Raw genomic sequence first — 24407 nt, 5'->3', positions numbered from 1 at the left:
GCTTCGGGATGCCGTGGCCCGGTGGCGAGAGACCGCGAACGCCGAACGAGCGGCGGAGGACGAGGAGCGCCGCTTCGAGCGACGGCGCCTCGATCTCTCGGCCACGCTGGAGGGCATGGTGCGCCTCGACGGCGAGCTCGATCCCGTCACCGGTCAGACCGTGATCACCGCGCTCCGGGCGGTGGAGGATGCGGACGTCCGGTCGCGAGTGGGACACCGATCCGGCGATCAGCACAGTCAGAGCGCCGAGCCCGATGCCCGGACGCCCGCCCAGCGGCGCGCCGACGCGCTCGGTGAGATCTGCCGGCAGTGGCTGGACCTCGCTGAGCGTCCGTTGGTTTTGGCTGAGCGCCCCCACGTGGTGGTGACGATGGATATCGCCTCGCTCGAACGGCGTGCCGGCCATCGGGTCGACCTGGAAGACGTCGGACGGATCGACGGCGAGACCGCCAGGCAGCTCGCGTGTGACGCCCACGTCTCCCGAGTGATCACCGACGGCAGCTCCCAGCCGCTCGATGTCGGGCGGAAGACCAAGCTCGTGCCGCCCTCGCTTCGACGCGCGGTCGCGGTTCGTGACGGCGGGTGCGCGTTCCCGGGGCTGTGGTCGACCTTCGAGCTGGTGCGACGCGCATCACATCAATCATTGGGCGGACGGCGGATCGACCAGCCTTGCCAACCTCGTCCTTCTCTGCCGGCGACACCACCGTCTGGTGCACCACCGACGGTTCACCGTCGAGATGACGAACGATCGACCACGGTTCTTCCGAGTCGATGGGACGGTCCTGGATCGCGGGGGTTGAACAAACCCTCAACCAAGTCGGTCAGGCCGGCGAGGAGGTGGGCCCGGCGTGATCGTGGACGTGCGCCTCGCGCCGGTGCTCCTTATCCAAGTCCCTGTGCGGGATATGGACGTGATCGAGCGGCGGGTGGTTGTGATCGTGCGCGTGAGTTGACAGAAGGTGGGTCCAGTCCTCTCCCTTGTGGAGATAGTGAGTGACGTGGAAATGCTTGTGCTCATGGACGATAGCGTCGTGCTGGTGATGCTGCGGCTCGATCGTCATCGTGCCACCTCCTCCGACCCTATCCTCCCGCACTCTCGAGCCCGCACGCCACCGATGGTTGAGTGAACGCCCAGATAGGGTCGACTTGTGGAGCTGTACGACTACTCGCTGTGGGCAGCGCCGGTGGGACTTGTGATTGGGACGATCGCGCTCATATGGCGCCGACGCTTGCTCCCGTTGCTCCTCGGTGTCGTGGCTGTGCCGCTCGGGGGCGTCGTGGGACGTGTGGCCTGGGAGTGGTTCGCGAATCCTCCATCCGGGGTCGATTTCGGCTCGGAGTTCGAGGGTTTCGACTGGGTAGGCGGCTTCGCGTCCGTCGGTGGACTCGTCGGCACGGTCGCGGGCTTATGGCTGTCTGCAAGAAGAAACCGTCCGAACAGTGCGCCAGTCCAGCACGATTCCGCGTAGCACCGCCGCGTACCACCCCAACGGTCGGACCGTGAATCGGAACTGCACCGCATATCATGCGCCCGATCGTGACCGCACTCTCGAAACAGGACGTCGCTGATCGCGCCGGGGTCGACTCGGACTACGTCGACCGGTTGGTGGAGCTCGGGATCCTGAAACCGAGCGGCGGCGACACGTTCTCGCCCGGGGATGTCCGTCGGGCCAGGTGGGTGCAGAGCTTCGAGCGGGCTGGGGTGCCACTCGAGGGTATGGCCACCGCCGTGCGGGATGGAGTGCTCTCGTTCACGTACTTGGACGCGACCGCGTTCGATCGGTTCGCCGGAGTGAGCAGGACGACGTTCCGTGAGTTGAGCGAACAGACCGGCGTGCCCTTGGACCTCCTCCTGGTGATCCGGGAGGCCCACGGCTTCGCCGAACCAAGGCCTGACGATCTCGCCCGTGAGGACGAGTTGGCCATCGTGCCGACGATCCAGGTCGGGCTCTCCTACGGGACCCAGCCAGAGGCGATCAAGCGGTTGCTCCGAGCCTACGCGGACGGTCTTCGCACGATCGTTCAAACCGAGACGGATTGGTACAGGACCGAGGTGGAGCTTCCTCTCCTCGAGAGAGGTATGACGGTGGCCGAGATGCTGTCGGCCCAGGCCGACATCGGGTCCCGATTCGCCCCCCTCATAGAGCAAGCCCTGCTGTCCATCTACCACGGGCAACAGGAGCATGCGTGGACCAAGAGCGCCGTGGAGGACGTCGAGGCCACGCTGGAAAAGGCAGGTCTGTACCGTCGGATACGTCGTCCGCCGGCCGTGTCCTTCCTCGACATCAGCGGGTACACGCGGCTGACCGAGGAGCGAGGAGATGAGGCCGCAGCCGAGCTCGCAACCAGGCTCGCCACCCTCGTCCGCGGGTGCGCGCGGGAACACGGAGGGCTGCCCGTCAAGTGGCTGGGCGACGGCGTGATGTTCTACTTCCCGAACCCCGGCGATGGCGTGTTGGCCGCTCTCGACATGGTCGAAGGGGTCGCAGCGGAGGGCCTACCGCCCGCCAGGGTCGGGATCCACGCCGGGCCGGTCGTCTTCCAGGAGGGTGACTACTTCGGCCGCACCGTCAACATCGCGTCGCGGATCGGCGAGTACGCCAGACCCGGCGAGGTGCTCGTGAGCCAGGAGGTCGTTGACGCGAGCGAGCTCGATGGCGTAAGGGTGGGCGTCACCGCAATCGGTCCCATCGAGCTGAAGGGCGTCTCGCAGCCGCTAACGCTGCATTCGGTGCGCCGGCTCGGCTGATCGCTCGCGGCCGGCATCACATCGCGAGTGGATCACTCGTCGTAGACGTACGTCAACACGCCGTCCTCGACCCGGGTCGGCAACATGATCAGCCGCGCGTCCGGCCGGACGGGACCCGAGAGGGCCTTGCCCGTCCGAGCGTCGAACGTGGATCCATGCCACTGACACGTGAAGGTGTCTCCGTCCAGCTTCAACGGGCCGCCGTGGTGCATGCACACATTGAGGAACGCGCGCGGCTTCCCGTTCTGCATCATCACGAGAACCTCACGGCCAAGGAGTTCGGCGGTCACGGTTCCGTCCGCTGGGATGTCGTCCATGGAGATCAGGGGCTCCCTCATTGTCGCCTCCCTCGGAGTGACCTTGACTCGAAGCCACATATATCGCGTGGCTTTCGGCTCTCGCAAGAGCCGTCGAGTCTGTCGAGCACTCCCCTGATCTAGGAGAACAAACAGTCACGACGTATGTCAGTTGACGAGTTCTGAATGACCAAGGTCGGCGTTCTCAGGTCGTGATCTCCCTCGAACGAGCCATCACAGCATTGTGTTGCTCCGGTTCATGCGGACACCAGTCATCGGGTTCATTGGACTCGCTCAACTGCACCGCGTTGGATCTGAGCCTTGGCACGTGGGGAGTGTGCGGGTGGATCTCCACGATATGCCGAGTGAGGATGCAAAGGACGACGCTGTCGTCGGGTCCGGGACCGATCCAGCTCAAAGAGCAGACGGGGCACCTCGCAATTGCGTGTGGCAGGGGGCACAGGATTTCATCGCTGAGACCTGACGCTCCACCGTGTACCTGGCAGTACACCTCGGCTGCTTGTAGGTTTGTGCGCCCCATCTTCATTCCCTAAGCGGCGAACTGCCCGACCAGAGCCAAGAACGCGATCACGCCGCCGATGAGAGCGACAGACCAGACAGCCTCCTGCAACAGCGTCTGATCCCCGTTAGCGGCATCGTCACTGTCGAACGGTTCCGTGTTCACTCCGGCGTCCGTTCGCTACTCATGGTTCCTCCTCGACCGCGCTCTGCAGGCAACACGCCCTTACCCGCCTGGTCTGGACGACAACCCCCCAACAGTTCGATATAGGGCGAAAGACCTAGACCGCTTCGCGAACTGTCTGGCTGTAGCTGCGCCGCGTACCCTTCCGGGAACGGCGTAAGAGAGGGAGCGGTGCGTAGCGCTCGAACCGCCACGCTCGCCGTGGCACTCACCGTCGCTGCCGCGTGCTCGAGCGTTGAGACTGGCCGCCGCGGTCCCTCCGTAGCTCCACTCGACCCCTCCGCGTCGCCGAAGGCCGGCCATGTCGACGAGATCACCGTCGACGGGATGCTCGAGCATCTCGAGGCGCTTCAGGCGATCGCCGACTCGCACGGCGGGACGCGCGTCGCCGGCTCGCCCGGGTTCGAAGCGTCGGCGCGCTACGTAGCCGATGTTCTCCAGGCGGCGGGTTACGAGGTCACGTTTCCCTCGACCGAGGTCCCGGTCTTCGAGCAGCACGAGCCGAGCGTGTTCGACCAGGTCGAGCCCGAACGCCGGCAGTGGGTGGACGGGCGCGACTTCCGCGCGATGATGTTCTCGGCGAGCGGTGACGTTCGGGCGGCGATCGACCGCATCGGGAGCGGGTGCACGGACGCGGACTTCGCGGGGTTTCGCGTCGGCACCGTCGCGGTGGTCGAGCCGAGCCACGAGTGCTTTCGCCGCGCGCAAGTGGTGAACGCAGAGCGGGCCGGCGCCGTCGCGGTGATTGGCGTCTCCACGGCGACGCGCGGCTACCCGCTCCGCCCCACGCTGTTCTCCCCCGACGGGATCGACGTGCCGGCGCTGTCGGTGACGGCCGAAACGGGACGGGCGCTCATCGAGGGCTCCGTCGTCCGGATCCGCACGAGTGTGTCGACGTCCGTCGAAAATGTGCAGAGCGTGGTAGCCGAGCTCCCCGAGTCTGCCGACCAAGACGTCGTGATGCTGGGCGGGCATCTGGACTCCGTCATCGACGGCCCGGGGATTAACGACAACGGCTCGGGAGTGGCGCTGTTGCTCGAGACGGCCCTGTGGGCGGCCGGTCTCGAGCCCACTCCCCCGGTCCGCTTCGCGTTCTGGGCCGGGGAGGAGGAAGGGCTATACGGGTCGTGGGCGTACGCTCACGAGCTCGGTGCCGACGGGCTCGAGCGCATCGACGTGTACCTGAACATGGACATGGTTGGGTCGACGAACTTCGTCACGTTCGTCTACGAGGCCTCGCCCGACGACCCGGAGATGAGCCGTCGGGTGGCGGACCTCTTCGCGGACGCGCTCCAAGCTGTCGGTGCAGAGAGCGAACCATTCGACTTGCAGGGCGCGTCCGACCACGCGGCGTTCGACGACGTCGGCGTGCCGACCGGCGGCCTGTACTCGGGGTCACAGGAGGTAAAGACGCCCGCCCAGGCCGAGACGTACGGGGGAACCGCAGGGGCGAAGCTAGATCCCTGCTACCACCAGCCCTGCGACACGATCGACAACATCAGCGAGCGCGCGCTAAGGCTTCACGCGCTCGCGCTCATCCGCGTCCTCACCGTTCTGTTCGCGGCCTGACCCGGGTGGGGCACGTAGGCTGCGTCGGTCGTGGCCACCTGGACCGAGTTCGCAAACGCTGAGCCGGATCTGGCCGCGTTCGCCCGGGAGCGGATGGAGGGTCGGATCGTGTACCAGGCGACGCTCCGGCTTGACGGCGGACCGCGCGTACACCCGGTCTCTCCTTGGATCGCGGCCGGGCTGCTGTGCGTCTCGTTTCGCGACTCGAGCCCGAAGTTGCGCGAGGTGGCCCACGACGCGCGCTACGCGTTGCACACGGCGCAGCCGTGGGAGGATCACGCCGGCGAGTTCGGCGAGTTCATGGCGCGCGGTTGGCTCGAACAAATCCCAGCGTCACACCCCGCGGTGATAGCGCGTCCCGGCCAGACCCTGTACGGACTCGTCCACTACGCGTGCTCGATCGAGGAGGCTGTGGCGACGGAATACTCGGTCGATGAGATGCCCGTCTATCGACGGTGGAAGCCGTCATAAAGAGACCGAATGGATCGATCGCGAATCAAAGCCGAGGGACTCTCAGTCCGCCGTGTCCACTCCAAGCCGGTTCGTGACGAAGGCGAGCACGTCGGTCTCGATGCCGATCTCCTGGTCGAGCGATTGCCCAACGCCGTGGCCGCCTGACTCGACGCGGAGCAGGATCGGCTCGTCGGACGATGTCGCGGCCTGCAGGCGTGCCGTCATCTTCTTCGCGTGGTACGCGTCCACGCGCGGGTCGAACTCCCCGGCGGTGAGCAGCACCGCTGGATACGCGGTGCCGTCGACAACGTGGTGATACGGCGAGTAGGCGTACATCGCCGCAAACTGGTACGGATCCTCGACCGTGCCGAACTCGGCAACGTTGTAGGCCCCGTTGGGGTGCAGCTCGACGCGGAGCATGTCGAGGACGGGAACCTCGGCGACGACGGCTCGGGCCACGTCAGGGTGCTGAGTCAAAACGGCGCCGATCAACAGACCGCCGTTCGAGCCGCCCCGAATGGCGAGCCTGTCCACGGTCGTGATTCCCGCCTCGACCAGGTGACGAGCGCACGCGGCGAAGTCATCGAAGCAGTTCTGCTTGGTGAGCAGGCGGCCGGCCTTGTGCCACGCATCGCCGTACTCGCCACCGCCTCGGATGTTCGCGACGGCGAAAACGAATCCTCGCTCGAGCCAGAGCAGGTTGCTAGGGAAGAACCACGGCTTGATCGAGATGCCGTACCCGCCGTACCCAGTGAGCAGCGTCGGCGCCGGCCCGGACTCGAGCGTGCCGGTGCGGGCAATGAGAGTCATCGGGACCTGAGTGCCGTCATCGGACGTGGCAAAGACTCGACGCACCTCGATGTCCGAGAAGTCGAGCGGTGTCGTGGCGATGAACGCCGTCCGTCGCGGGACACCACCCTCGCCTTCGCGGACAACCCACCACTCACGAGGCGACACGAACGTCTCCACGGAGTACCCGACCTCGTCGTCGGCCAGCCGGACGATCGAGTCGATCGCGCACACGGACGGCAGGTCGATGCCCGGACGCGGCGCGCCGTCAAGATCGAACGAACGAAGACCCGACACTCCCCCATCCATGTCGAGCACCCAGAGCGTCGAGTCGGTCACGGCCAGGCCCTCGATCGCGAGCGACGACTCCGACACGACGACCGACGCGTCCTGCACCTTCGTGGGACTCGAGAGGGGGAGCCTGAGAATCTGCCCGTTCGGAGCGTCCTTCCGCGAGAGCAGGAAGATCTCGTCCCGCCCCATCGCCGCGCCGACGATCCTGTCGGGGATTGCGGCGACCATCCACCAGTCGCCCGTGTCCTGCCCGCGAACGAACACTTCCCACTCTCCCCCGTCTCCACGCTGCGCGAGGTCGACGACCCAGCGCCCACCCGGCGACGACGAAAGGAAGTTCTCGACGATCCGATCCTCCGCGAACACGCCGGCAAGGTCGCGACGGTCGTCCGTTCCGCCGATCTCGTGGAACCAGACCTCCTGATAGAACGGCAGGTCCGCATCACCACGCTCGCCCGGCGCCGGGTAGCGCGTGTACCAGAACGCCCCCGAGTCGCCGCGCCAGGCGAGCGATCCCCCCATGACGGTGATCCGCGGGATGAGAACGTCCACAACCTCGCCGCTCGACGTGTCGAACAGATGCAACGTGCCGTTCTCGGTGCCGTGCTCTGACAGGGAGACTGCGACCAGGCGCCCGTCGGGTGACGGGACGTACCAGTCGATCGTCGTCGATCCATTCGGGTCGAGGGCGTTCGGGTCGATGACGACGCGTTCACTGGCCGCATCGTCGAGATCGGCCATGGCGACGAGGAACGGCTGCTGCTTGGGCGGCTGATGCTTCAAGGCGAAGTACGTTCCGCCCCCGTACCGAAGTTCGGCGTGGGTCGTGGCTTGCGCGCCGATGACTTCCTCCGCCCGCTGCCGGATGGCGCGATAGGAAGGAAGGGCGGTCAGATATCCCATCGTCCGCTCGTGCTGCGCCTTCGTCCACATCTTGGTTTCCTCGGACGACGCGTCCTCGAGCCAGCGGTAGTCGTCTGAAACGGCCACGCCGTGATACGACGTCGTCACCGGTTGGCGCATCGTCTCAGTCCTGGCGATGTCCGCCATCGCTCCTCCCGTGTCCCGATCCCGCGGCGTGCCGGGGGTTGGATTCGAACCTACACGTCCCAGGTGAGCGATGGCAGGCGCCCGCTCGAACGCCACCAGTGGTCAACGGGGAGGGCGAAGCCGTGCCGCACTTCCGCCCGCTCGACGAGGTTCGAGTTCTGTTACTCCATCCCGGGAGGACGATTTCTCAGTCCATCATGCCGCGTAAGCGCGACTCGACCGCGTCTACGGACTCCCCGGTCTTCCTCTTCACCGCGCCGACGACCTGATCCCACTTGCCCTCCGTCTTGTCGAGGTCGTCGTCGGTCAGGTCGCCCCACGCTTCCTTGACCCGACCTCGCATCTCCTGCCAACGACCTTCGAACCGCATCCGCGTGTCGTCGTCCACGACTGACCTCCTCCTCGGCTCTAACTATGGGTACCCACACGAACGAACCGACTCACCAAGCACGCCAAAATCTCGGACGCGCCGGCCGCCGATGAGTTTGGCTCCCGCTGCTGGTCGTACCCCCAGGAAGGAGGTGGGAGGTGTCGAGAACGACGTACGTGCTGATCCCGGGCGCGGGCGGCGAAGCCTGGTACTGGCATCTCGTCGTCCCGCGGCTGCAGAAGCGGGGCCACGACGCAGTGGCCGTCTCGCTGCCGGCGAGCGACGATTCCGCGGGCTGGGCCGCGTACGCCGACGCGATCGTGCAGTCGATCGGCGGCAGGACCGGTGTGATCCTCGTCGCCCAATCGCTCGCCGGCTTCAGCGCGCCGCTGGTGTGCGAGCGGGTCCCGGTCGAGCTCCTCGTCCTTATGAACGCGATGATCCCTCAGCCGGGAGAGACGGGAGCCGAGTGGTGGTCCAACACTGGGCAGCAAGAGGCGCAGCACTCCTACCTTGCCGCTCTCGGTCTATCGCCGCAGACCGCCGACGACGCGACCGTCTACTTCCACGATGTCCCGCCGCAGGTCCGCGCTGAGGCCGTCCGGCGTGGCGAGCCTGCGCAATCGTGGACTCCGATGACGCAGACGTGGCCCCTCGACGCGTGGCCCGAAATACCGACTCGGGTCCTCGTCGGCCGCGACGACCGCCTCTTTCCTGCTGACTTCCAACGGCGCATCGCCCGCGAGCGACTGGGGATTGCAGTGGACGAGATCGACGGCGGCCATCTCCTCGCTTTGAGCCGTCCGGCCGAGCTCGTCGAACGCATCGAGGCATACCGGAGCGACTGATCGATCGACGATCGGTGAGAGGTAGGCTTTGACCAAGTCGTCGGCGCATCGCGTCCCGACTTCTCTCACCGCGAATCATCATCGACGTGGAGGGATTCGATGGCGCTGATCGATCTATCCCATCCGATCGACGACGGCATGGCCGCCTATCCCGGCCTCCCGCCCGCGCGAATCTTCACGATCCTCGATCACGACGCCTCGCGCGATCGGTACGGCGGACAGGCCGAGTTCCTCCTTGGGGGCGCGGAGCTGGCGGGCAACACGGGCACCTATCTCGACGCGCCGTTTCACCGCTTTCGCGACCGCGAGGATCTCGCGGCCTTGCCGCTCGAGGGGGTCGTTGGCTTGCCGGGCGTCACCATAGTCCCTGGCGGAGACGAGCGAGCGGTTTCCCTCGATCGGGTCGACGAAGGATCCCTTCGCGGATGCGCGGTCCTGGTGCGCACGGGTTGGGATGCGCGATGGGGATCCGAAGAGTACTGGTCGGATGCGCCGTTCTTGCCCGCCGCAGTGGTGCAGCGACTTGTCGCGGCCGAAATCCGACTCGTCGGGGTCGACTTCGGGAACGTCGACGATACGAAAGACCTGTCTCGTCCTGCCCACACCGGTCTTCTTGCGGCAGGCATCCCCATCGTCGAGAACCTTCGAGGCCTGGATCGGCTCCCACCAGATGGGTTCGTCTTCTCCGCGCCTCCGATCGCGATCGTGCGCGGCGCGGCGTTCCCCGTGCGAGCGTTCGCGGACGTGCCGTAGGCGCCGTCCTCTACCGATCTCCGTTCGCCGCCGGCTCGACGTTCAGGTTCATGTGGAACACGTTCTCCGGGTCGTACTTCGCCTTGAGGTGAGCAATTCCCTCGTGTTCGGGCCCGTACGATGCCCCGGCCGCTTGTCCGATCTCGTCCTCGCTGAGGTAGTTGAGGTACCGCCTGTTCAAGAAGTAGGGCTCGAGCGTCGCGTAGGTCTCCTTCGTCCACTGAACGTTCGCTTCGTTCACTGACGGATCCATCCACACCGACGCGACCATGAGGTTGTAGCTCGGTTCGCGGTGCTGAACGGCGGTGTCGCGAATGCCGACGCGAGTGGCCGCGCCATGGACGTGCTCCAACAGGATCCCGGTCATCGGCGAGGGACAGCTCGGGAAGACCTCGATCAGCGTCTGGATCAGGTCATCCGAGACCTGGTCGACGAAGCTCGCCTTCCAATAGTTGAGCGATCCCTTGGGATACGCCTCGTTCAGCATGGAATTGATCGCCGGATACGGCATCGGGCCGATCTGCACAAGTGCGGGCGACCCGAAATCGAGAAGAGGCTTGAGGTCGGCCTCCGCTTGGGACGCGTCCCCGGAATGACACACAAGGATCGCGGCGAGCGGCATGCCGGAACCGTCCGGCGCGTGGATGAGCCCGGCGTAGACAGTGAGCTCGTCGGGCGCCTCGGCGGTGAACTCGCGAAAGAAAGCGAGCACGTTCCGGGCGTCGTCGAACGGGTAAGCGGCCAATCCGCCCGTGATCTGCGTGAGCGGGTGAAGGCGGTACTCGAGCGCCGTCGCGACACCGAAGTTCGCCCCCGCCCCGCGAAGCGCCCAGAACAGATCGGGTTGGTTCTCGGCGCTCACGTTTCGAATGTCACCGTCCGCCGTGACGAGCTCCACCGAGACCAGATTGTCCGCGGCCAGGCCGTGCTTTCCCATCAGCCAGCCGAGTCCGCCGCCCAAGGTGAGCCCGGCGATCCCCGTGGTCGAAACGATCCCGCCGGTCGTCGCGAGCGCGTGCGCCGCTGTCGCGTCGTTGAACTCAGCCCACGTCGCGCCTCCTCCGGCCACTGCCGTGCCGGCATCCGGATCGACGATGACCTGCTTCATATGTGACAGGTCGATCATGAGCGCGCCGTCGCCAACTGCCCTGCCGGCCACACCGTGCCCGCCGCCGCGGATCGAGATCTCCAGGTCGTTCTCACGCGCAAACGAGATCGCGGCTGCTGCATCGGCTGTCACCCGCGCCCGAGCGATCAGGGCCGGACGCTTGTCGATCAGTCCGTTGTAGATCCGACGCGCCTCGTCGTATTCCGGGGCGTCGGGCAGCAGGAGCTCCCCAGAGAAGGTCTTCTCCAGCGCTCGGACGCGCTGCACATCGATCGATTCCGGTCTGGCCATCGTCCGCTTCCCCCCTTCGCGGGCGCCGGCGGGCACGCGCGGATTCTACGGGCGCGCCTCGCGGAGGCAAATTCCACCATGATTCGTGAACGGGCGACCGGCGAGTCGGGAGGTTCCATTCGGGGCCGGCAACGACTACTCAGCAGCCCATGAGAGAGCATCTTGCGAAGTACCTAAGCAGCTGCGCCCGCCACGGCGTCCAGGGTGTGATGCACGCGGAGGGTGACATCGGGCAGCTCCTGAATCCGAGCGAGGAAAGGACTCGGGACTTCTCGGCGTTCTTTCGGGACGAGAGTCCCAAGCTCTTCTCGGCGCTCTACTTCATCACGGGTAACCGGGCCGAGGCAGCCGAGGTCATGCAAGAAGCCTTCCTGAAGTTGTGGGAGCGTTGGGCCTCGATCGGCCAGATCGAAGACCTAACGGCGTACCTGTTCCGCGTGGCGCTGAACGGATTCAGGACACGGTCGCGCGCCGCGCGCCGGGCCGCACGGAGGCTGGTGCGCGTCGAGCCGGTGCGCGATCCGTTCGACGAGATCGAGCTGCGTGAGGACGTCCGCCGGCTGCTGCTCGGCCTTGCGCCGCGCCAGCGAGCTGCCCTCGTCCTCCTCGACATGCACGGCTACGGCTCCGAGGAGGCGGCCCGGATCATGGGCATCCGCCCATCGACCGTTCGTGCGCTCGCCGCCCAGGGCCGAGCCGTGCTCCGAACCAAAGGGAGTCCGGAGTGACTGCGCTAACGGAGGTCTTCGAGATGGTGCGCAACCAGATCGAGCTGGACCAGGACGGTTGGTGGGAGGAACACGTGAAGCGCCGGGGCGGAGCGTCGCGCAACCGAAAGGTCGGCGCGATTGCCCTCTCAGCCGGGCTGTTCGTCGCCGCCGCATGGCTGGTCTTGGGTAGCTCGGAGTTGACCGACCATAGCAAGGTGGTTCAGGAACCCGCCAGCATCGGTATGACGCTGCCGCCCAGTCGTGGCCTCTACTTCCTCGACCTCGCGACAGGGCAGGTGACGGGTGAGCCCAGCTTCGCCGCCCTTGGCGCTCGCCATCCCGTCGTCTCCCCGGACGGTGCGAAAGTGGCGTTCGTGGGAATCGACGAGGATCTCGAGGACGCCATCTTCGTCGCCGACGTCGACGGGAGGCACCCCCGTCCGCTCGGAGGGACCACCACGACGGGGACACTGATTGCCCCGCAGTGGTCGCCCGACGGCGCTCAGATCGCGTATCAGGCGAAAGGCAAGGGTCAGTTCGTCGGGGACCTCTTCATCGTCGACGTCACGACGGGAAGGGCGAGGCGGCTCACGCATCTCGACCCAGTTTCATCGCCGCTCTGGTGGATGGGCCCCAGGTTCAGCCCCGATGGCGAAGCGGTTCTCTTCACGTTCCCGCACGGCGAACCCGGCCGGCAGACCTGGAATGTTTGGTCGGTCCCGGTGTCCGGAGGCAAGCCGACCCTGGTGCGCAGCGATGCGACCGACGGCAGCCTTTCGCCGGACGCACGGACGATCGCGTATTTCCCGGTGAATGGTACGAACGTTCCAGCAGGGGACCTGTGGCTCGCCGACGCGGACGGCGCCGATGCAAGGCCTCTCGTGCGCGGTGAGCTCGTGGCCGCTCGTTGGTCGCCCGACGGGACGAGGATCGCGTACGCCGATGAAGGGCGCATGGGAACGTACATAGTGGACGTTGGAACGGGCGAAGCGAGGCGAGTTCTCGACGACCCGTCCTCTCCCGAGTGGCTGGACGACCGCACGCTGATCTTCGTTGTGGAGTAGGCGTTGGGCTTCAGGTCTCGTCTAGCACTCGGCCGATCGCCTCCACCGAGGCGTCGACGTCTCTCTCGGTCGTGGACCAGTTCGATATGGAGATGCGCATGTACCGACGGCCTCGCCAGGTCGTTCCGCCCATCCAGGCCGTCCCCTCCGCCTGGATCGCACCGATGACGGCATCGGTCCGTTCGTTCGAACCGAAGCTCACGAGCACCTGGTTGAGCACCACGTCGTTACCGATCTCAACCCCGTCGATCGCACCGAGCTGATCCGCGAATCGCCCGGCCAGCGCGCAGCACCGGTCCACCAGATCGGCCAAGCCTCGACGACCCAACTGGCGAAGGGCCGCCCATGTGGCGAACCCGCGAGCGCGGCGCGAGGACTCGGGCACGAAGTCTGAAGGCGCGCGGACCTCGCCCCGACCATGCCCCTCCAAATAGCTGGCCGTGTACGACATCGAGGCCGCGTGGGCGACCGGATCCGCGCAGAACACGTACCCAGCGTCGTACGGCACGTTGAGCCACTTGTGGCCATCCACGCCCCACGAGTCCGCCAGCTCGATCCCGCGTACGAGATCTCGGGTTGAAGGACTGACGGCCGCCCACAGCCCGAACGCTCCGTCGACGTGGACCCATGCGCCGTACTGGTGAGCGATCTCGCACGCGGCAGCGATGTCGTCACAGGCCCCCGTGTTCACGTTTCCCGCCTGAAGGCACACGATCGTCGGCCGCTCGACGCCGGCTTCGAGCGTTCTCCGCAGCGCGTCGACGTCCATGGCACCGTTGGAATCGGTCTTCACCGGCTCGATGGCCGCGACCCCGATCCCGAGGAGCCGCAGGGCACGGTCGATCGTTGCGTGGCGTTCCTCGCTCGCGATGATCCGAATCGCCGGCGCACCGACGAGGCCGTCTCTCTCAACGTCCCAACTGACCCGAGCGAGCACGCGGTGGCGGCCGGCCGCAAGGGCAACGGTGTTGGCGCCCTGCGCCCCTGTGACCAACCCGAAGGATGCGTGCGAGGGAAGCCCGAACGCGCTCTTGAGCCATTCACCGACCACCGCCTCGACGATGGCTCCCGCCGGCGATGTCGTCGCGTTGAACGCGACCTGATCCCATCCCGCTGTGAGGAGATCGGCGGCCATAGCCGCCTCGAGCGAGCCCCCGATCACGTAGCCGAAGTAACGCGGTCCGACGGAGGTGACCAATGCAGGCTCGACCGCGGCAGCGAGCTCGTCGACGACCGAGGAGGGGTCGAGACCTTCGTCGGGCAACTGGCCACCCAGGCGTTCGCGAACGCGCTGGAGCTCCACCGACGGAGCTACGGGAAGGCGATCGGCACGCTCGCGGTAGTCGCCGATTCGCTCCGCCGCCCATTGGAGCAACTTCCGGAGGTCGGACACGGGCGAATTATGCATTCATCGGGACAAACGTCGCGTCGGCCTATCGCAGGCGACCGCGACCCGGTGCGATGATAGGTTTCACGGTTCCATGGCGACGTGAGGTAACCGATGACTCGGTTCGTCGTTGATGCAAGCGCCGTTACCCACCTGGCCAGCAAGCGGTTCGATGTCTCAGCCGACCACGAGCTCCTCGCACCGACGCTGTTGCGCTCGCAGACGCTGTCGATGCTGCACGAGGCCGTCCACCGCGGCGAGCTCGCCGCGGATGTCGCTCTCAACCTTCTCGAGCGGATCTGGCGGATGCGGATCCGACTGCTCGGTGACGCCGTGCTCAGGCGCAGGGCGTGGGAAGTAGCAGAGCAGATGGGATGGGCGGATACCTACAACGCCGAGTACGTTGCACTTACTCAGCTGCAGGCGGACGCGTTCGTAACCCGGGACGCACAGCTGGCTCGAAACGTCAAAGGGATCGTCGCGACCGCGTCGATCGACGCGTTGCGCTAGCAAAGGAGCGTGGAGCGATCAACCGGTCCGTCCTATAGGTCTGGGACGGGATCGAGCCTGGACCAGGTCTCGCCGCCAAAAAACAGCGTCCGCACGCGCCCTTCCCCGGTTCTGGTGAACGTCGCGGGTTCCCCCGACGGACGGAATCCGGGATCCACGGTGAAGACGTCGGGGTCATCGCTGGCCGAGAGGGTCGGCCTCCACGCCGGATCGTCCGGCGAGATGAAGATCAGCTTCCCGTCGCGCCACTCCAACCGGATCACCTCACCGCCGTTGATGGAGACATACATCCCGAGCAGGGGCCGATAGGCATGGGGCGTTGTTGGCGGCGCGTCGATCGGAGGCGCCGCCTCGAGGATGGCGGTCCGAGCGATCTCGGCCAGGTCCATGGCGAGCTTCTCCGCGTCGTCGACGCCGTTCAGCAACGCGATCGCCCCGACCCGCTCCTTCACATCGAAGCAGACGTTCGTGATGAACCCCGGCAGACCGCCCGAGTGTTGCACCCAGATGACGTCGTCGCGGCGCACCCCGTACCACCCGATCGCCCACGCTTCGGTCCACGCCTCGTCGACCAGGTACCGGGGGCGATGCATCTCGCTCAGGCTGGAGCCGGCAAGGATCTGCGAGTCCGCGCGCGGACGGGCGTCCACTCGGAATTGGAACGAGACCCAACGAGCCAGGTCATCCACGCACGACCACAGGCCGCCCTCCGCCCACACCCCGGGCATGGCGGGAGCGATCTCGAGTTCGTCTGAGAACCAGCGCGGCGCGTATCCGGTCGCGCGACGAGCGACGAGCGCATCCGGCAACGGCTCGAACGCAGTGGACGCCATGCCGAGCGGCTCGAGGATCTGCGAGCGTACGTACTCGACATACGGTGTCCCGCTCACCCGAGCGACGATTTCGCCGAGGAGCTGATAGGCAAGGTTCGAGTACTTCCATTGAGAGTTCGGTGGTATCTGCGTGCCGATCTCGTTCACGCGCGCGAGGCTTCGCTCTGCCAGACCCTCGTATCGGGGAACGGCCCAGTCCGTTCCGGGCGGCTCGCTCATCAACCCGGACTCGTGTGACAGCGCCCGACGGATGGTGACCGCCTCGATCGGCCCGAGCGACCGCGTTCCACCCCCTAGCTCCGAGAGATGGACGCTGATCGGATCGTCGAGATCCAACCGGCCGGCATCGCGAAGCTGCACGATCGCCGCTGCGGTGAACGTTTTGGTGATCGACGCGATCCGGTAGAGCGTCGTGGTATCCGGAGCCCGGCGGCTCGCTATGTCTGCGAACCCGATGCCGGCCGACCAGGCGAGCTCGTCGCCGTGGATGACGCCAACAGCGGCGCCCGGAAGGCGCTTGTCCTTCACGAACCGTGCCGCCTTGGCCTCGAGCTTCTCGGCGACGCCTCCGACCGGACCGCTCATCGGCCCGAAATCTAACGAACGGAGCGGATCAACAGGTGCGTCATCCAGGTGAGGTACCGAGATCTGGGCGGGGTCGAGACTGGGAGCGGTGACGTTTCGCCGAATGAGCTGCTAGCTAGCGAAGTGGACGACCATCACCAAGGACGCGATCACGCCCCCGATGAGGCCGACAGAACAGACGAGCTCCTGAAAGAGCGTGTGGTCTCCGTCAGCAGCATCATCGCCGTCGAACTGCTCGGTGGTCGCCCGGCGCCCGCTGTTCGCCTAGTCGAACCGCGGGATGACGTACCAGGCGATGAAGGCCAGGATGGCAAGGACGATGATGACGATCGCGCTGTACTTGATCGCCGCGTATCCGGCGAGACTGGACGACTCGGGTTCCGGATTGTGCGTGTGTTCGTCGCTCATGGTTCCTCCCCGACCGCGCTCCGCGGCCGACAGGCATGTACCCGGCCAGTCCGAATGACAACCCTCCAAGGGACCGAAATAGGGCGAAAGACCTAGAGCCATCACGAAGCACCAGAGCACGAAGGAGCCGGACCCGAACGGGTCCGGCTCCTCGAGTTGAAGCTGTGTCGCGTTACGGGCCGGTGATCGTGATGAACGCCCCGCCGAACCCGTCGAAGGTCAGCGTGTACGTAAAGCTGTTCAGCGTCAGCGTCCCCGGGCGGATCCGCGGGTCCCAGTTGGGGTTGGGACAGAGCGCGTCATCCACCACCTCCGAGGGGTCGCCCGTGAGTGATGGAACGGTGAGCTTGCCGTTCTTTGGCGAAAGCTCCCCGGTCGTCACGTCGTCGCTGAACGACTGCGTGTGCGACTCGATCGGGTTGTTCGGGTTGTTACCGGGGTTGAAGCAGTCGACCGTCGCCGTCCAGTTCGCCGACAGACTCGCCGTCGCGTCCGCGTTCCCGACGCCGGCCAGTTGATACGAGCTACACGTCACCGTAACGCCGCTGACCGTACAGGTCGCGCTTCCGCGCTGGAAGTGCGTTCCGGTCGGCGCGTTCGCCGGGTTGATCGTCGAAACGATCGCCGCCGACGCCGACGGCGCTACAACGAGCAGCGCCATAGTCGACAGAGCCGCGATGATGCCGATCTTCTTCAGCATCCATTCTCTCCTTTCTCGGTTTGGCCTATCCCCACGCCCACGCTAGAAAGTGCGCGTGAGGTTCCGCATCGGTACCACTGCGTCTTTTGTCTACGCGGTCTCGCGCATCACTCCGTACTCGGATTCCCCCGTCTCCCGGGCGAGCGCGACGGCCGCAAGTCGCGAGGAAACCTGGAGCTTCGCCAAGATGTGATGGACGTGCTTCTCGACCGTCCGCGGGCTGATCATCAGCCGCTCGGCGATGTCGGAATTCCGAAGCCCGCGGGCGAGCTCCGCCAAGATCTCTCGCTCGCGATCCGATAGGAGCCCGAGGCGATCGTTGCGGTTGCGCTCGCGCTCGCGGCGCGAGGCAGCCCGCTCCACGGCTTCCGCCAATCGGTTGGAGTCGACGATCCGTTCCCCCGCGGCCGCTGCCCGAACGGCCCACAGGATCTGTTCGATCCCCCCCGACGAGTCGACGATTCCGGAAGCGCCCGACTCCACGCCCGCCACCAGGAACTCGTCATCCGTCTTCCTATCAGCGACGAGAACGACGGGCGCGGCACACGCTGCCTTGATCGGCGGGACGACGCTCCGCAGAGAGCGCGGGGGCGTGTGCGTCGCCTCGACCAGGATCACGTCGGGGCGCTTTCCCCCACAGAAGTCGATGGCCTCGTCGAGCAAGAGCGGCCGCGATAGAAGACGAATGTCGGCTTCCGCTTTGAGGGCCTCACAGAGGATCTCGCTGAACAGCGGCGTGTCGTTCCGGACGACGATGACTCCGACCGTGCCGTTGCGGCCAGCCACGTCCCATTGCTGCCTCAGGTCAGCCCCTCCCCTTGATTGCGGCCTGGTGGGTACGCGGATTCTCGTAACGCGAATGTCCTACGGCATCCCCCACGTTGGGCATGCGCGGTGGATAAACGACTGCAGTCGACGAGCCCGACACTGCCGGCGCACAGGGCAACGTGGCCGGGACACTGTCAGCGCACAAGCGCAGCTACCACTATGCGCTTCGAATGATGGCGGTCGCCTCGTGTCTGAGGAAGAGCGACACGGCCTCGACTCGCGAATGGACGCCCAGCTTCGCCAGGAGGCTCTTTACGTGACTACGCACTGTCGCCTTGGAGATGAGCAGCTTTGCTGCTACGTGCTCTGTCGATGCGCCGTCCGCTAGATAGCGGAGGACGTCGAGCTCGCGCGGAGTGAGGAACAGCAACCTATCGGTCTGCATGTCTGCGTCCAGATATCCGATCTCGCCGTTCATCCGGATCTCACGCCCGAGTCGTGTCCCCAGCTGCTGAAGTTGCCGGATCAGAGAGAGCCGCGACCGATCCGTCAGGTTCTCCCACCGCACGACCAGTGCAGAGGTCAGGATGGCCAAGTCCGCCAGTGGCCGGGGTACCTCGCCCCACCTCTTGTCCGAAGGAGGCAGGTCCTCGCCACCGTCGTACAACGCATCCATGAGCACAATCTCGTGCAGGTCATCGCTCAAGCGCGGTGATGGAGGACACCTCCGCAATGTGATGGTGGGTACACCTGCCACGTGATGCGCGGCACTCGCGTCGACGTCTTTGGCTGATACCTGGCGCGCCGGAACACCGGGCACCGTTCGTCGTCAGCGCTCCGCCGCTGTCCCGCCTCCGGCTTTGGCTTGCTCGATGGTCTCGAAGATCGGGATCTCGCCGTCGACGCCGACGATCGAGAACGTCCGCCACGGTTGTGAGTCCACCGGCAGCACGATCTTGAACGCCTGGCGGTGCTCGCGAAGTCGCGCCGCGAGGTCGAACACGAGGTTGATACCAGCGCTGTCGGTATACGACAGCCGGGTGAGGTCGAGGATCAGCGCGGCGTCCTCGTTCTCGATCGACCCGATGATGCGTCTGGCGACGTTGTCGGCGACCGAGAAGTCGATCTCGCCGACGACACCCGCGATCACGGTGTCCCCGGCCCGTTCGAACGACACGTTCGCGAGCTCGTTCATCGGCTCGCCACACTCTTCCGCATGACGACCGACGTCCCGGAGCTCGACCGGTCGAACTCGACGCTGTCCATGAGCCGTCGCATGAGCGTCAGCCCGAAGCCGCGGCGTGTTTGGCGCTCCCGCCACGTACCCGCGTCGCGGACCGCCACCTGGATCGTCCCGTCGTCCCTGATCCCGGTGAGGTGGACCCACCCGCCGTCGGGCCCGTACGCATGCTCGATCGCGTTGGCGCACGCCTCGCCCGCGGCGGTGACCACGTCGTCGCGGATCGGCGACGCACCCGCAAAGGCAAGCCATCGACGGAGCGCGCGACGCACCGTGACCAGCTCACCGGGCACCGCCCGGATCCGCAGGTCGACCGATGTCGGTTCCTGCTCGAGCTGGAGGAGCACGAGCGCGATGTCGTCGGGCGGCCGCTCATCGCCCACGAGCACGGACAATACGGTCGCGATCGCCGCGTCCGGGTCACGAGCGTCCCAGACGGATGCAACCGCGTCCCGGAGCCGGTCGAGACCGTCGGTCAACGACTCTTCACGGCGTTCGATGAGCCCATCCGTGTAGAGAAGGAGGGAGGCCCCCGGCTCGAGCGGGACGACGTGTTCGGTGAACGCGTGCGAGCGCCCGATGCCGAGCGGGGGGTCGACGTCGCGGACCTCGGCGAACCGAGCACCGTCGCGGGTGACCATCACCGGCGGGAGGTGGCCCGCGGCGGCAAAGCGGAACGAGGAGAGCCCGACGTCCACGACGCCGTAGAGCAAGGTCACCATGTCCTCGATCCCGAACGGCTTCATCAACCGGTCCAGACGCCCCATGACCTCGCCGGGGGCGGCGGCCTCCACCGCGTAGGCGCGCAGGGCGTTCCGGATCTTGCCCATCACCGACGCCGCGTGGAGCCCATGCCCGGCGACGTCACCGATCGCCAAGGCGACCTCGCCCGACCGCAAAACGAAGGCGTCGTACCAATCTCCGCCGATACCCGCGCTCGTGGAGGCAGGTATGTACCTGGAGGCGAGGCGAAGCCCGGGGACGTTCGGCAGCGCCTCCGGCAGGAACGCCTGCTGGAGCGTCTCCGTCATCATCCGCTCGCGCTCGTACATCCGCACGTGCAACGCCAGGGCGACTCGCTCGGCGACGAGCTGGAGGAGCTCGACATCGTGCTCGGTGAACACACGCTGCGTGAGCGTTCCGACATGGAGGACGCCGAGAACCCTCCCCTGGACGAGCAGGGGGACGCCGAGAAGCGACCGAACACCCTTGTCTCGCAGGATGGGGTTCAGGACGTTCCGGTGATGGACTCGCCGAATGATGACGGGTGTTCGGTCCGCGGCGATCCGTCCGGCGAATCCCTCACCGACGGGGATGCGGACGCCCTGCTCCACCTCCTCTTCGAGGCCTTTCGCCGCCCGGGCGACGAGCTCATCCGTGGTCTCGTCGAGCAGCAACACCGCCGCCGTGTCGGCGTCGAGGATCTCGCGAACCCGGATCAGCAACTCGTCGAGCAGGGCCTCCGGGGACAGGTGCGCCAGGGCCACGTCGGTAACGCGCAGGACGCGGCGGAGCCGCTCGGCTGTCTCCTGATCCGTGAAGTTCGTGGTTTGCACTTGAACCCCGAAGCGAACCGCCCTTGGTCGGAGACGAGGGTACCCCCACTTCTGCTGCAAGGAACCCGTCCGGTGACTAGGTCCGGCCGGCTCTGGCGTCCACCTCGAACCACACGTTGGTCACCCCGTCCACGCTCACGCCCCACCGGCTCGACAGCGTGTCGATGATCGACAGGCCGTAGTGATGCATACGCGCCCCGGCGCCGGCCGCGCGCTCCGCCTCGGCGGCCGACCAGGACCCGCCGCCGGACGCCGATGACCAGGATCCGCCGTCGGTCACCACGCCACGAAGGGCTCCGTCGTGGTTCTCGAAGCTGACCCCGATCCGCCCATCCGCCATCGGGCGCGCGTGGAGGACGGCGTTCGAGACCGCCTCGGAGACCATCAGGACGAAGTCGTCCTTCTGCGCGGCGGGAACGCGAAAATCCGCGGCCTCTTCGGCGAGCCTTCGCGCCCGGACAACGGACGTCGCCGAGTGCGGCAAACGGTGCTCGGGCATTTCCTCGGGGACCCCTATGTCGGCTTCCTGACATATCAGTTTGCCCGGTGACGCCAGCTGAAAACCCACCGTCCTCGCTCCGTGGCCAGCGACTTTCCGCACGCCTACGTCGGGTAACCCACAGACGGCAGCCGGGTGGGGGTCGACAATGACCGCCGTATGCACGGGTTCAGCGTTCGGATCGTGACGGCTCGCGACCGGGCGTTCGTTTGCCCCATGGGCGAACTGGATCTGGCCGCGGTCGGAGAGCTGGAGGCCGCCATCGGTGGCGCCCTCGACGGTCACGAACAGCTGGTTGTCGACCTTCGCGACGTCATCTCCCTCGACACCGAAGGCCTGAAATCACTCATCGAAGCGGCTCGAGTGGCCGCGGAACGACACGTCACGTTTCGCCTGGTCCGCGGGCGCCGCAACGTGGACCGGATCTTCGAGCTCACAGAGACGCGGTCTCGGTTCGAGTTCATGGACGGCCCCTCGGACGGCGAGCTCGACTCGTCCTTCAGCGCCGTCGGTTCCTAGACCTTCTGTTCTGCGCGCCGGCGCCCGGCTCGGTGCCGTCGGGCGAACGTGTTACGCTTAATGACCATCTACCGGACTCTCTCCGGTGTTCCGGTCCCAGCGGCGCCAGCCCTGCGCTCGGAGCCTCGCCGAGTCTCCCTGCGAAAGGTGGTGCCATGCGCCCACCGCCCGAACGGACCGGCAACCTACTTCTTGACGCGCTGCCGACCGAAGACATGAACCGGATCCTCGATGGAGTAACTGCGCCAATCTCGTTGGCCATCCACGAAGAGGTCCAAGCGCCGAACACGCCCATCGAGCGTGTCCTGTTCCCGATCAACGGTGTGGTCTCGTTGGTGACGTTCCTCGACGACGGCAACCAGCACGTCGCACCGGTCGAGTCGGTCACGATCGGCCGCGAAGGGATGTCGAGCCCGCATACGGTCATCGGATCGATGCGCAGCGGCCCCGAACGGTCGGTCATCCAGATCGACGCGAAGGCGTTCGCTGTCGCAGCGAACCGCGTGGTCGAGGAGACCGATCGTGGCGGGCGGTTCGCGCAACTCATGCACGGCTACATCCAGGCGTTTTGGGCGCAAACCGCGTACAGCGCGGCGTGCAACGCCGTCCATCACGTGACACCTCGATGCGCCCGGTGGCTGCTGATGACGCACGACCGAGTCGACGGCGACGACTTCTTCCTGACCCAGGAGTACCTGGCGAACATGCTCGGCGTCGAGCGCTCCACGGTATCCGTCGCCGCCGGTGATCTCCAGCGGCAGGGCCTCATCAAGTACTCGCGGGGGCAGGTCTCGATCTTGGACCGAGAGGGTCTCGAGAGCGCCTCGTGCGAGTGCTACGAGAAGATCCGCTCGGAGTATTCGCGTCTCGTGCCTCTGAACTGACCGCTCCTCCGGTTGAGCCAGTTCTTATAGTCGTTCCCCGATGACGTTCGTCCCGGCGGCCGAGCGGTACAGATCGATGCAGTACCGTCGCACGGGCCGGAGCGGCTTGCTTCTTCCTGCCGTCTCGCTCGGCCTGTGGCACAACTTCGGCACCGAACGGCCGCTTGAGACGCAGCGCGCGATCATCCGCCGCGCGTTCGACCTCGGGGTCACGCACTTCGACCTGGCGAACAACTACGGCCCTCCGTACGGATCGGCCGAGGAGAACTTCGGGCGGATCCTGGCGTCCGACCTCCGGGCGTACCGCGACGAGCTGATCATCTCGACGAAGGCCGGCTACGACATGTGGCCCGGGCCGTACGGCGATTGGGGTTCGCGGAAGTACCTGTTGGCCAGCTTGGACCAGAGCCTCGCGCGGATGGGACTCGAGTACGTCGACATCTTCTACTCGCACAGGCACGACCCGGACACGCCGCTCGAGGAGACGCTCGGCGCCTTGGATTCTGCGGTTCGGCAGGGCAAGGCGCTGTACGTGGGTGTGTCTTCCTACTCGGCCGGGCGAACGCGGGAGGCTGTGAGTGTGTTGCGCGAGCTCGGGACGCCGCTCCTGATCCACCAGCCGTCGTATTCGATGTTCAACCGGTGGATCGAGGAAGAGCTGCTGGATGTGCTGGGCGACGAAGGCGTCGGGTGCATCGTGTTCTCCCCGCTCGCGCAGGGACTGTTGACCGATCGATACCTCGAAGGTGTGCCGCCTGACTCGCGCGTGGCCACGGGCGGCGCCATGTCGCAAGGCATGCTCTCGGAGGAGAACCTGACCAGAGTGCGAGCGCTCGACTCGATCGCCAAGCGCCGGAGGCAGGCGCTCGCGCAGATGGCGCTGGCGTGGACGCTTCGAGATGCGCGGGTCACCTCGACGCTGATCGGTGCGAGTAGCGTGGATCAGCTCGAGGAGAACGTCGCCGCGCTCGAGAACCTGTCGTTCTCCGACGAGGAGCTCGCCGAGATCGATCAGCACGCCACGGAGAGCGGGATCAACCTCTGGGAGCGTTCGAGCGCGGACTGAGGAACGGGCTCGATACGCGCTCCAAACGCGTCGCGGGTCTCGCTTCGGTTCACGGCGCGTGCGCGCTCCTCCCGCGTGTTGCTTGTTCATCCCCCGATGCCGGCGGGCTTGGCGTTGACGGCCCAATTCGTTGGCGGTGTGACGGACCTCACAGCGTCGGGAACGCGCGTTGCCTATCGTCAGTTCTTGATGAGCACGCTCCGTTCGGTGTGCGACGAACTTCGGATCCGCGACCTTCGCGCTGTCTCAGACGACGAGTTGGCTTCGTACCTCGACGATCTGGAGCACACGGACCGGTTCGTGGATGCCGAGCGAGCTCGGGCGCTCGCCGAGCTCGAACGCCGAGAGGTAGTCGGGCGCGACGGTCATCTGTCGGTGGCGTCGTGGATGGTGGCTCGTCACGGC

General features: G+C 66.3%; 29 protein-coding genes. 13 read left to right on the top strand and 16 right to left on the bottom strand.

Going from position 1 to position 24407, the window contains the following annotated elements; all coding sequences use genetic code 11:
- Both VFA08_07385 and VFA08_07380 read right to left on the bottom strand, forming a co-directional pair.
- The coding region (locus VFA08_07385; protein HYZ13416.1) for a hypothetical protein at window positions 1-475 on the bottom strand (475 nt) is incomplete at its 3' end.
- Window positions 476-821: 346 nt separating this feature from the next.
- Window positions 822-1061 carry a hypothetical protein gene (locus VFA08_07380; GenBank protein ID HYZ13415.1) on the bottom strand — a complete coding sequence of 80 codons (240 nt, stop codon included), beginning with the start codon at window positions 1059-1061 and terminating at the stop codon, window positions 822-824.
- A gap of 87 nt (window positions 1062-1148) precedes the next feature.
- Between VFA08_07380 and VFA08_07375 the strand changes: the two genes are divergently transcribed.
- Window positions 1149-1469, top strand: a complete 321-nt coding sequence (locus tag VFA08_07375; GenBank protein ID HYZ13414.1) for a hypothetical protein — start codon at window positions 1149-1151, stop codon at window positions 1467-1469.
- A gap of 68 nt (window positions 1470-1537) precedes the next feature.
- Window positions 1538-2749 carry an adenylate/guanylate cyclase domain-containing protein gene (locus tag VFA08_07370; GenBank protein HYZ13413.1) on the top strand — a complete coding sequence of 404 codons (1212 nt, stop codon included), beginning with the start codon at window positions 1538-1540 and terminating at the stop codon, window positions 2747-2749.
- 32 nt (window positions 2750-2781) lie between these two features.
- On the opposite strand, the gene VFA08_07365 is transcribed toward VFA08_07370, so the two are convergent.
- Together VFA08_07365 and VFA08_07360 are read right to left on the bottom strand one after the other, a co-directional pair.
- The gene (locus VFA08_07365) at window positions 2782-3087 is read right to left on the bottom strand and encodes a Rieske (2Fe-2S) protein (GenBank protein ID HYZ13412.1); all 306 of its coding nucleotides are present in this window, start codon (window positions 3085-3087) and stop codon (window positions 2782-2784) included.
- Between the two features lie 508 nt (window positions 3088-3595).
- The gene (locus VFA08_07360; GenBank protein ID HYZ13411.1) at window positions 3596-3730 is read right to left on the bottom strand and encodes a hypothetical protein; all 135 of its coding nucleotides are present in this window, start codon (window positions 3728-3730) and stop codon (window positions 3596-3598) included.
- Window positions 3731-3919: 189 nt separating this feature from the next.
- Between VFA08_07360 and VFA08_07355 the strand changes: the two genes are divergently transcribed.
- Together VFA08_07355 and VFA08_07350 are read left to right on the top strand one after the other, a co-directional pair.
- Window positions 3920-5317: a M20/M25/M40 family metallo-hydrolase gene (locus tag VFA08_07355; protein ID HYZ13410.1), complete on the top strand. Its 1398-nt coding sequence runs from the start codon at window positions 3920-3922 to the stop codon at window positions 5315-5317.
- 30 nt (window positions 5318-5347) lie between these two features.
- Window positions 5348-5788: a hypothetical protein gene (locus VFA08_07350; GenBank protein HYZ13409.1), complete on the top strand. Its 441-nt coding sequence runs from the start codon at window positions 5348-5350 to the stop codon at window positions 5786-5788.
- Between the two features lie 42 nt (window positions 5789-5830).
- On the opposite strand, the gene VFA08_07345 is transcribed toward VFA08_07350, so the two are convergent.
- Window positions 5831-7876 carry a prolyl oligopeptidase family serine peptidase gene (locus VFA08_07345; protein ID HYZ13408.1) on the bottom strand — a complete coding sequence of 682 codons (2046 nt, stop codon included), beginning with the start codon at window positions 7874-7876 and terminating at the stop codon, window positions 5831-5833.
- A gap of 214 nt (window positions 7877-8090) precedes the next feature.
- Complete coding sequence (locus VFA08_07340; protein ID HYZ13407.1) at window positions 8091-8291, bottom strand: CsbD family protein; 201 nt, start codon at window positions 8289-8291, stop codon at window positions 8091-8093.
- 140 nt (window positions 8292-8431) lie between these two features.
- On the opposite strand from VFA08_07340, the gene VFA08_07335 reads away from it, so the two are divergent.
- Together VFA08_07335 and VFA08_07330 are read left to right on the top strand one after the other, a co-directional pair.
- A complete protein-coding gene (locus VFA08_07335) occupies window positions 8432-9121 on the top strand; it encodes an alpha/beta hydrolase (GenBank protein ID HYZ13406.1) in 690 nt (229 codons plus the stop codon).
- Window positions 9122-9220: 99 nt separating this feature from the next.
- A complete protein-coding gene (locus tag VFA08_07330; protein ID HYZ13405.1) occupies window positions 9221-9874 on the top strand; it encodes a cyclase family protein in 654 nt (217 codons plus the stop codon).
- Between the two features lie 10 nt (window positions 9875-9884).
- Here the strand turns inward: VFA08_07330 and VFA08_07325 are convergent, their stop codons facing one another.
- Window positions 9885-11309, bottom strand: coding sequence for an FAD-binding protein (locus tag VFA08_07325; protein HYZ13404.1), 1425 nt, complete (start codon window positions 11307-11309; stop codon window positions 9885-9887).
- 113 nt (window positions 11310-11422) lie between these two features.
- On the opposite strand from VFA08_07325, the gene VFA08_07320 reads away from it, so the two are divergent.
- Both VFA08_07320 and VFA08_07315 read left to right on the top strand, forming a co-directional pair.
- Entirely contained in the window at window positions 11423-12001 is a 579-nt protein-coding gene (locus VFA08_07320; GenBank protein ID HYZ13403.1) for an RNA polymerase sigma factor, read from the top strand.
- Window positions 11998-13047: a hypothetical protein gene (locus tag VFA08_07315; protein HYZ13402.1), complete on the top strand. Its 1050-nt coding sequence runs from the start codon at window positions 11998-12000 to the stop codon at window positions 13045-13047. The genes VFA08_07320 and VFA08_07315 overlap by 4 nt, the downstream gene beginning before the upstream one ends.
- Before the next feature lie 10 nt (window positions 13048-13057).
- Here the strand turns inward: VFA08_07315 and VFA08_07310 are convergent, their stop codons facing one another.
- Window positions 13058-14440 carry an aminotransferase class V-fold PLP-dependent enzyme gene (locus VFA08_07310; protein ID HYZ13401.1) on the bottom strand — a complete coding sequence of 461 codons (1383 nt, stop codon included), beginning with the start codon at window positions 14438-14440 and terminating at the stop codon, window positions 13058-13060.
- Window positions 14441-14548: 108 nt separating this feature from the next.
- On the opposite strand from VFA08_07310, the gene VFA08_07305 reads away from it, so the two are divergent.
- Window positions 14549-14944, top strand: coding sequence for a type II toxin-antitoxin system VapC family toxin (locus tag VFA08_07305; GenBank protein ID HYZ13400.1), 396 nt, complete (start codon window positions 14549-14551; stop codon window positions 14942-14944).
- 32 nt (window positions 14945-14976) lie between these two features.
- On the opposite strand, the gene VFA08_07300 is transcribed toward VFA08_07305, so the two are convergent.
- From VFA08_07300 to VFA08_07265, 8 genes are all read right to left on the bottom strand, one after another.
- Window positions 14977-16362, bottom strand: a complete 1386-nt coding sequence (locus VFA08_07300; protein HYZ13399.1) for a serine hydrolase domain-containing protein — start codon at window positions 16360-16362, stop codon at window positions 14977-14979.
- A gap of 264 nt (window positions 16363-16626) precedes the next feature.
- The gene (locus VFA08_07295; GenBank protein HYZ13398.1) at window positions 16627-16770 is read right to left on the bottom strand and encodes a hypothetical protein; all 144 of its coding nucleotides are present in this window, start codon (window positions 16768-16770) and stop codon (window positions 16627-16629) included.
- 172 nt (window positions 16771-16942) lie between these two features.
- Window positions 16943-17470, bottom strand: coding sequence for a hypothetical protein (locus tag VFA08_07290; GenBank protein ID HYZ13397.1), 528 nt, complete (start codon window positions 17468-17470; stop codon window positions 16943-16945).
- 90 nt (window positions 17471-17560) lie between these two features.
- The gene (locus VFA08_07285) at window positions 17561-18256 is read right to left on the bottom strand and encodes a response regulator transcription factor (protein ID HYZ13396.1); all 696 of its coding nucleotides are present in this window, start codon (window positions 18254-18256) and stop codon (window positions 17561-17563) included.
- 199 nt (window positions 18257-18455) lie between these two features.
- Window positions 18456-18914 (bottom strand): helix-turn-helix transcriptional regulator, encoded by a 459-nt coding sequence (locus VFA08_07280; GenBank protein ID HYZ13395.1) that lies wholly within the window; start codon window positions 18912-18914, stop codon window positions 18456-18458.
- Between the two features lie 153 nt (window positions 18915-19067).
- Entirely contained in the window at window positions 19068-19433 is a 366-nt protein-coding gene (locus VFA08_07275) for an STAS domain-containing protein (GenBank protein HYZ13394.1), read from the bottom strand.
- On the bottom strand, window positions 19430-21034 hold the full coding sequence (locus VFA08_07270; protein ID HYZ13393.1) for a SpoIIE family protein phosphatase: 1605 nt from the start codon (window positions 21032-21034) through the stop codon (window positions 19430-19432). Before VFA08_07270 ends, VFA08_07275 begins: the two co-directional genes overlap by 4 nt.
- A gap of 76 nt (window positions 21035-21110) precedes the next feature.
- A complete protein-coding gene (locus VFA08_07265) occupies window positions 21111-21533 on the bottom strand; it encodes an ATP-binding protein (GenBank protein HYZ13392.1) in 423 nt (140 codons plus the stop codon).
- A gap of 159 nt (window positions 21534-21692) precedes the next feature.
- On the opposite strand from VFA08_07265, the gene VFA08_07260 reads away from it, so the two are divergent.
- From VFA08_07260 to VFA08_07245, 4 genes are all read left to right on the top strand, one after another.
- Window positions 21693-22052 (top strand): STAS domain-containing protein, encoded by a 360-nt coding sequence (locus tag VFA08_07260; protein ID HYZ13391.1) that lies wholly within the window; start codon window positions 21693-21695, stop codon window positions 22050-22052.
- Between the two features lie 155 nt (window positions 22053-22207).
- Window positions 22208-22936, top strand: coding sequence for a Crp/Fnr family transcriptional regulator (locus VFA08_07255; GenBank protein HYZ13390.1), 729 nt, complete (start codon window positions 22208-22210; stop codon window positions 22934-22936).
- Between the two features lie 40 nt (window positions 22937-22976).
- A complete protein-coding gene (mgrA, locus tag VFA08_07250) occupies window positions 22977-24002 on the top strand; it encodes an L-glyceraldehyde 3-phosphate reductase (protein HYZ13389.1) in 1026 nt (341 codons plus the stop codon).
- Between the two features lie 189 nt (window positions 24003-24191).
- On the top strand, window positions 24192-24407 hold a 216-nt coding region (locus VFA08_07245; protein HYZ13388.1), incomplete at its 3' end, for a hypothetical protein.

This window comes from Actinomycetota bacterium, from assembly GCA_035640355.1.
Taxonomy (GTDB): Bacteria; Actinomycetota; UBA4738; order UBA4738; family HRBIN12; genus CALGFI01.
Note: the sequence above shows the minus strand (reverse complement) of the source record. Positions and strands in the feature narration are given on the sequence as shown.

Excerpts from the sequence above, each read along its gene's own strand:
- VFA08_07380 (HYZ13415.1), bottom strand. The coding sequence starts at position 1,061 with ATGACGATCGAGCCGCAGCATCACCAGCACGACGCTATCGTCCATGAG.
- VFA08_07365 (HYZ13412.1), bottom strand. The coding sequence starts at position 3,087 with ATGAGGGAGCCCCTGATCTCCATGGACGACATCCCAGCGGACGGAACC.
- VFA08_07345 (HYZ13408.1), bottom strand. The coding sequence starts at position 7,876 with ATGCGCCAACCGGTGACGACGTCGTATCACGGCGTGGCCGTTTCAGAC.
- VFA08_07330 (HYZ13405.1), top strand. The coding sequence starts at position 9,221 with ATGGCGCTGATCGATCTATCCCATCCGATCGACGACGGCATGGCCGCC.
- VFA08_07320 (HYZ13403.1), top strand. The coding sequence starts at position 11,423 with ATGAGAGAGCATCTTGCGAAGTACCTAAGCAGCTGCGCCCGCCACGGC.
- VFA08_07305 (HYZ13400.1), top strand. The coding sequence starts at position 14,549 with ATGACTCGGTTCGTCGTTGATGCAAGCGCCGTTACCCACCTGGCCAGC.
- VFA08_07300 (HYZ13399.1), bottom strand. The coding sequence starts at position 16,362 with ATGAGCGGTCCGGTCGGAGGCGTCGCCGAGAAGCTCGAGGCCAAGGCG.
- VFA08_07295 (HYZ13398.1), bottom strand. The coding sequence starts at position 16,770 with ATGAGCGACGAACACACGCACAATCCGGAACCCGAGTCGTCCAGTCTC.
- VFA08_07290 (HYZ13397.1), bottom strand. The coding sequence starts at position 17,470 with ATGCTGAAGAAGATCGGCATCATCGCGGCTCTGTCGACTATGGCGCTG.
- VFA08_07280 (HYZ13395.1), bottom strand. The coding sequence starts at position 18,914 with ATGGATGCGTTGTACGACGGTGGCGAGGACCTGCCTCCTTCGGACAAG.
- VFA08_07275 (HYZ13394.1), bottom strand. The coding sequence starts at position 19,433 with ATGAACGAGCTCGCGAACGTGTCGTTCGAACGGGCCGGGGACACCGTG.
- VFA08_07265 (HYZ13392.1), bottom strand. The coding sequence starts at position 21,533 with ATGCCCGAGCACCGTTTGCCGCACTCGGCGACGTCCGTTGTCCGGGCG.
- VFA08_07260 (HYZ13391.1), top strand. The coding sequence starts at position 21,693 with ATGCACGGGTTCAGCGTTCGGATCGTGACGGCTCGCGACCGGGCGTTC.
- VFA08_07255 (HYZ13390.1), top strand. The coding sequence starts at position 22,208 with ATGCGCCCACCGCCCGAACGGACCGGCAACCTACTTCTTGACGCGCTG.
- mgrA (HYZ13389.1), top strand. The coding sequence starts at position 22,977 with ATGACGTTCGTCCCGGCGGCCGAGCGGTACAGATCGATGCAGTACCGT.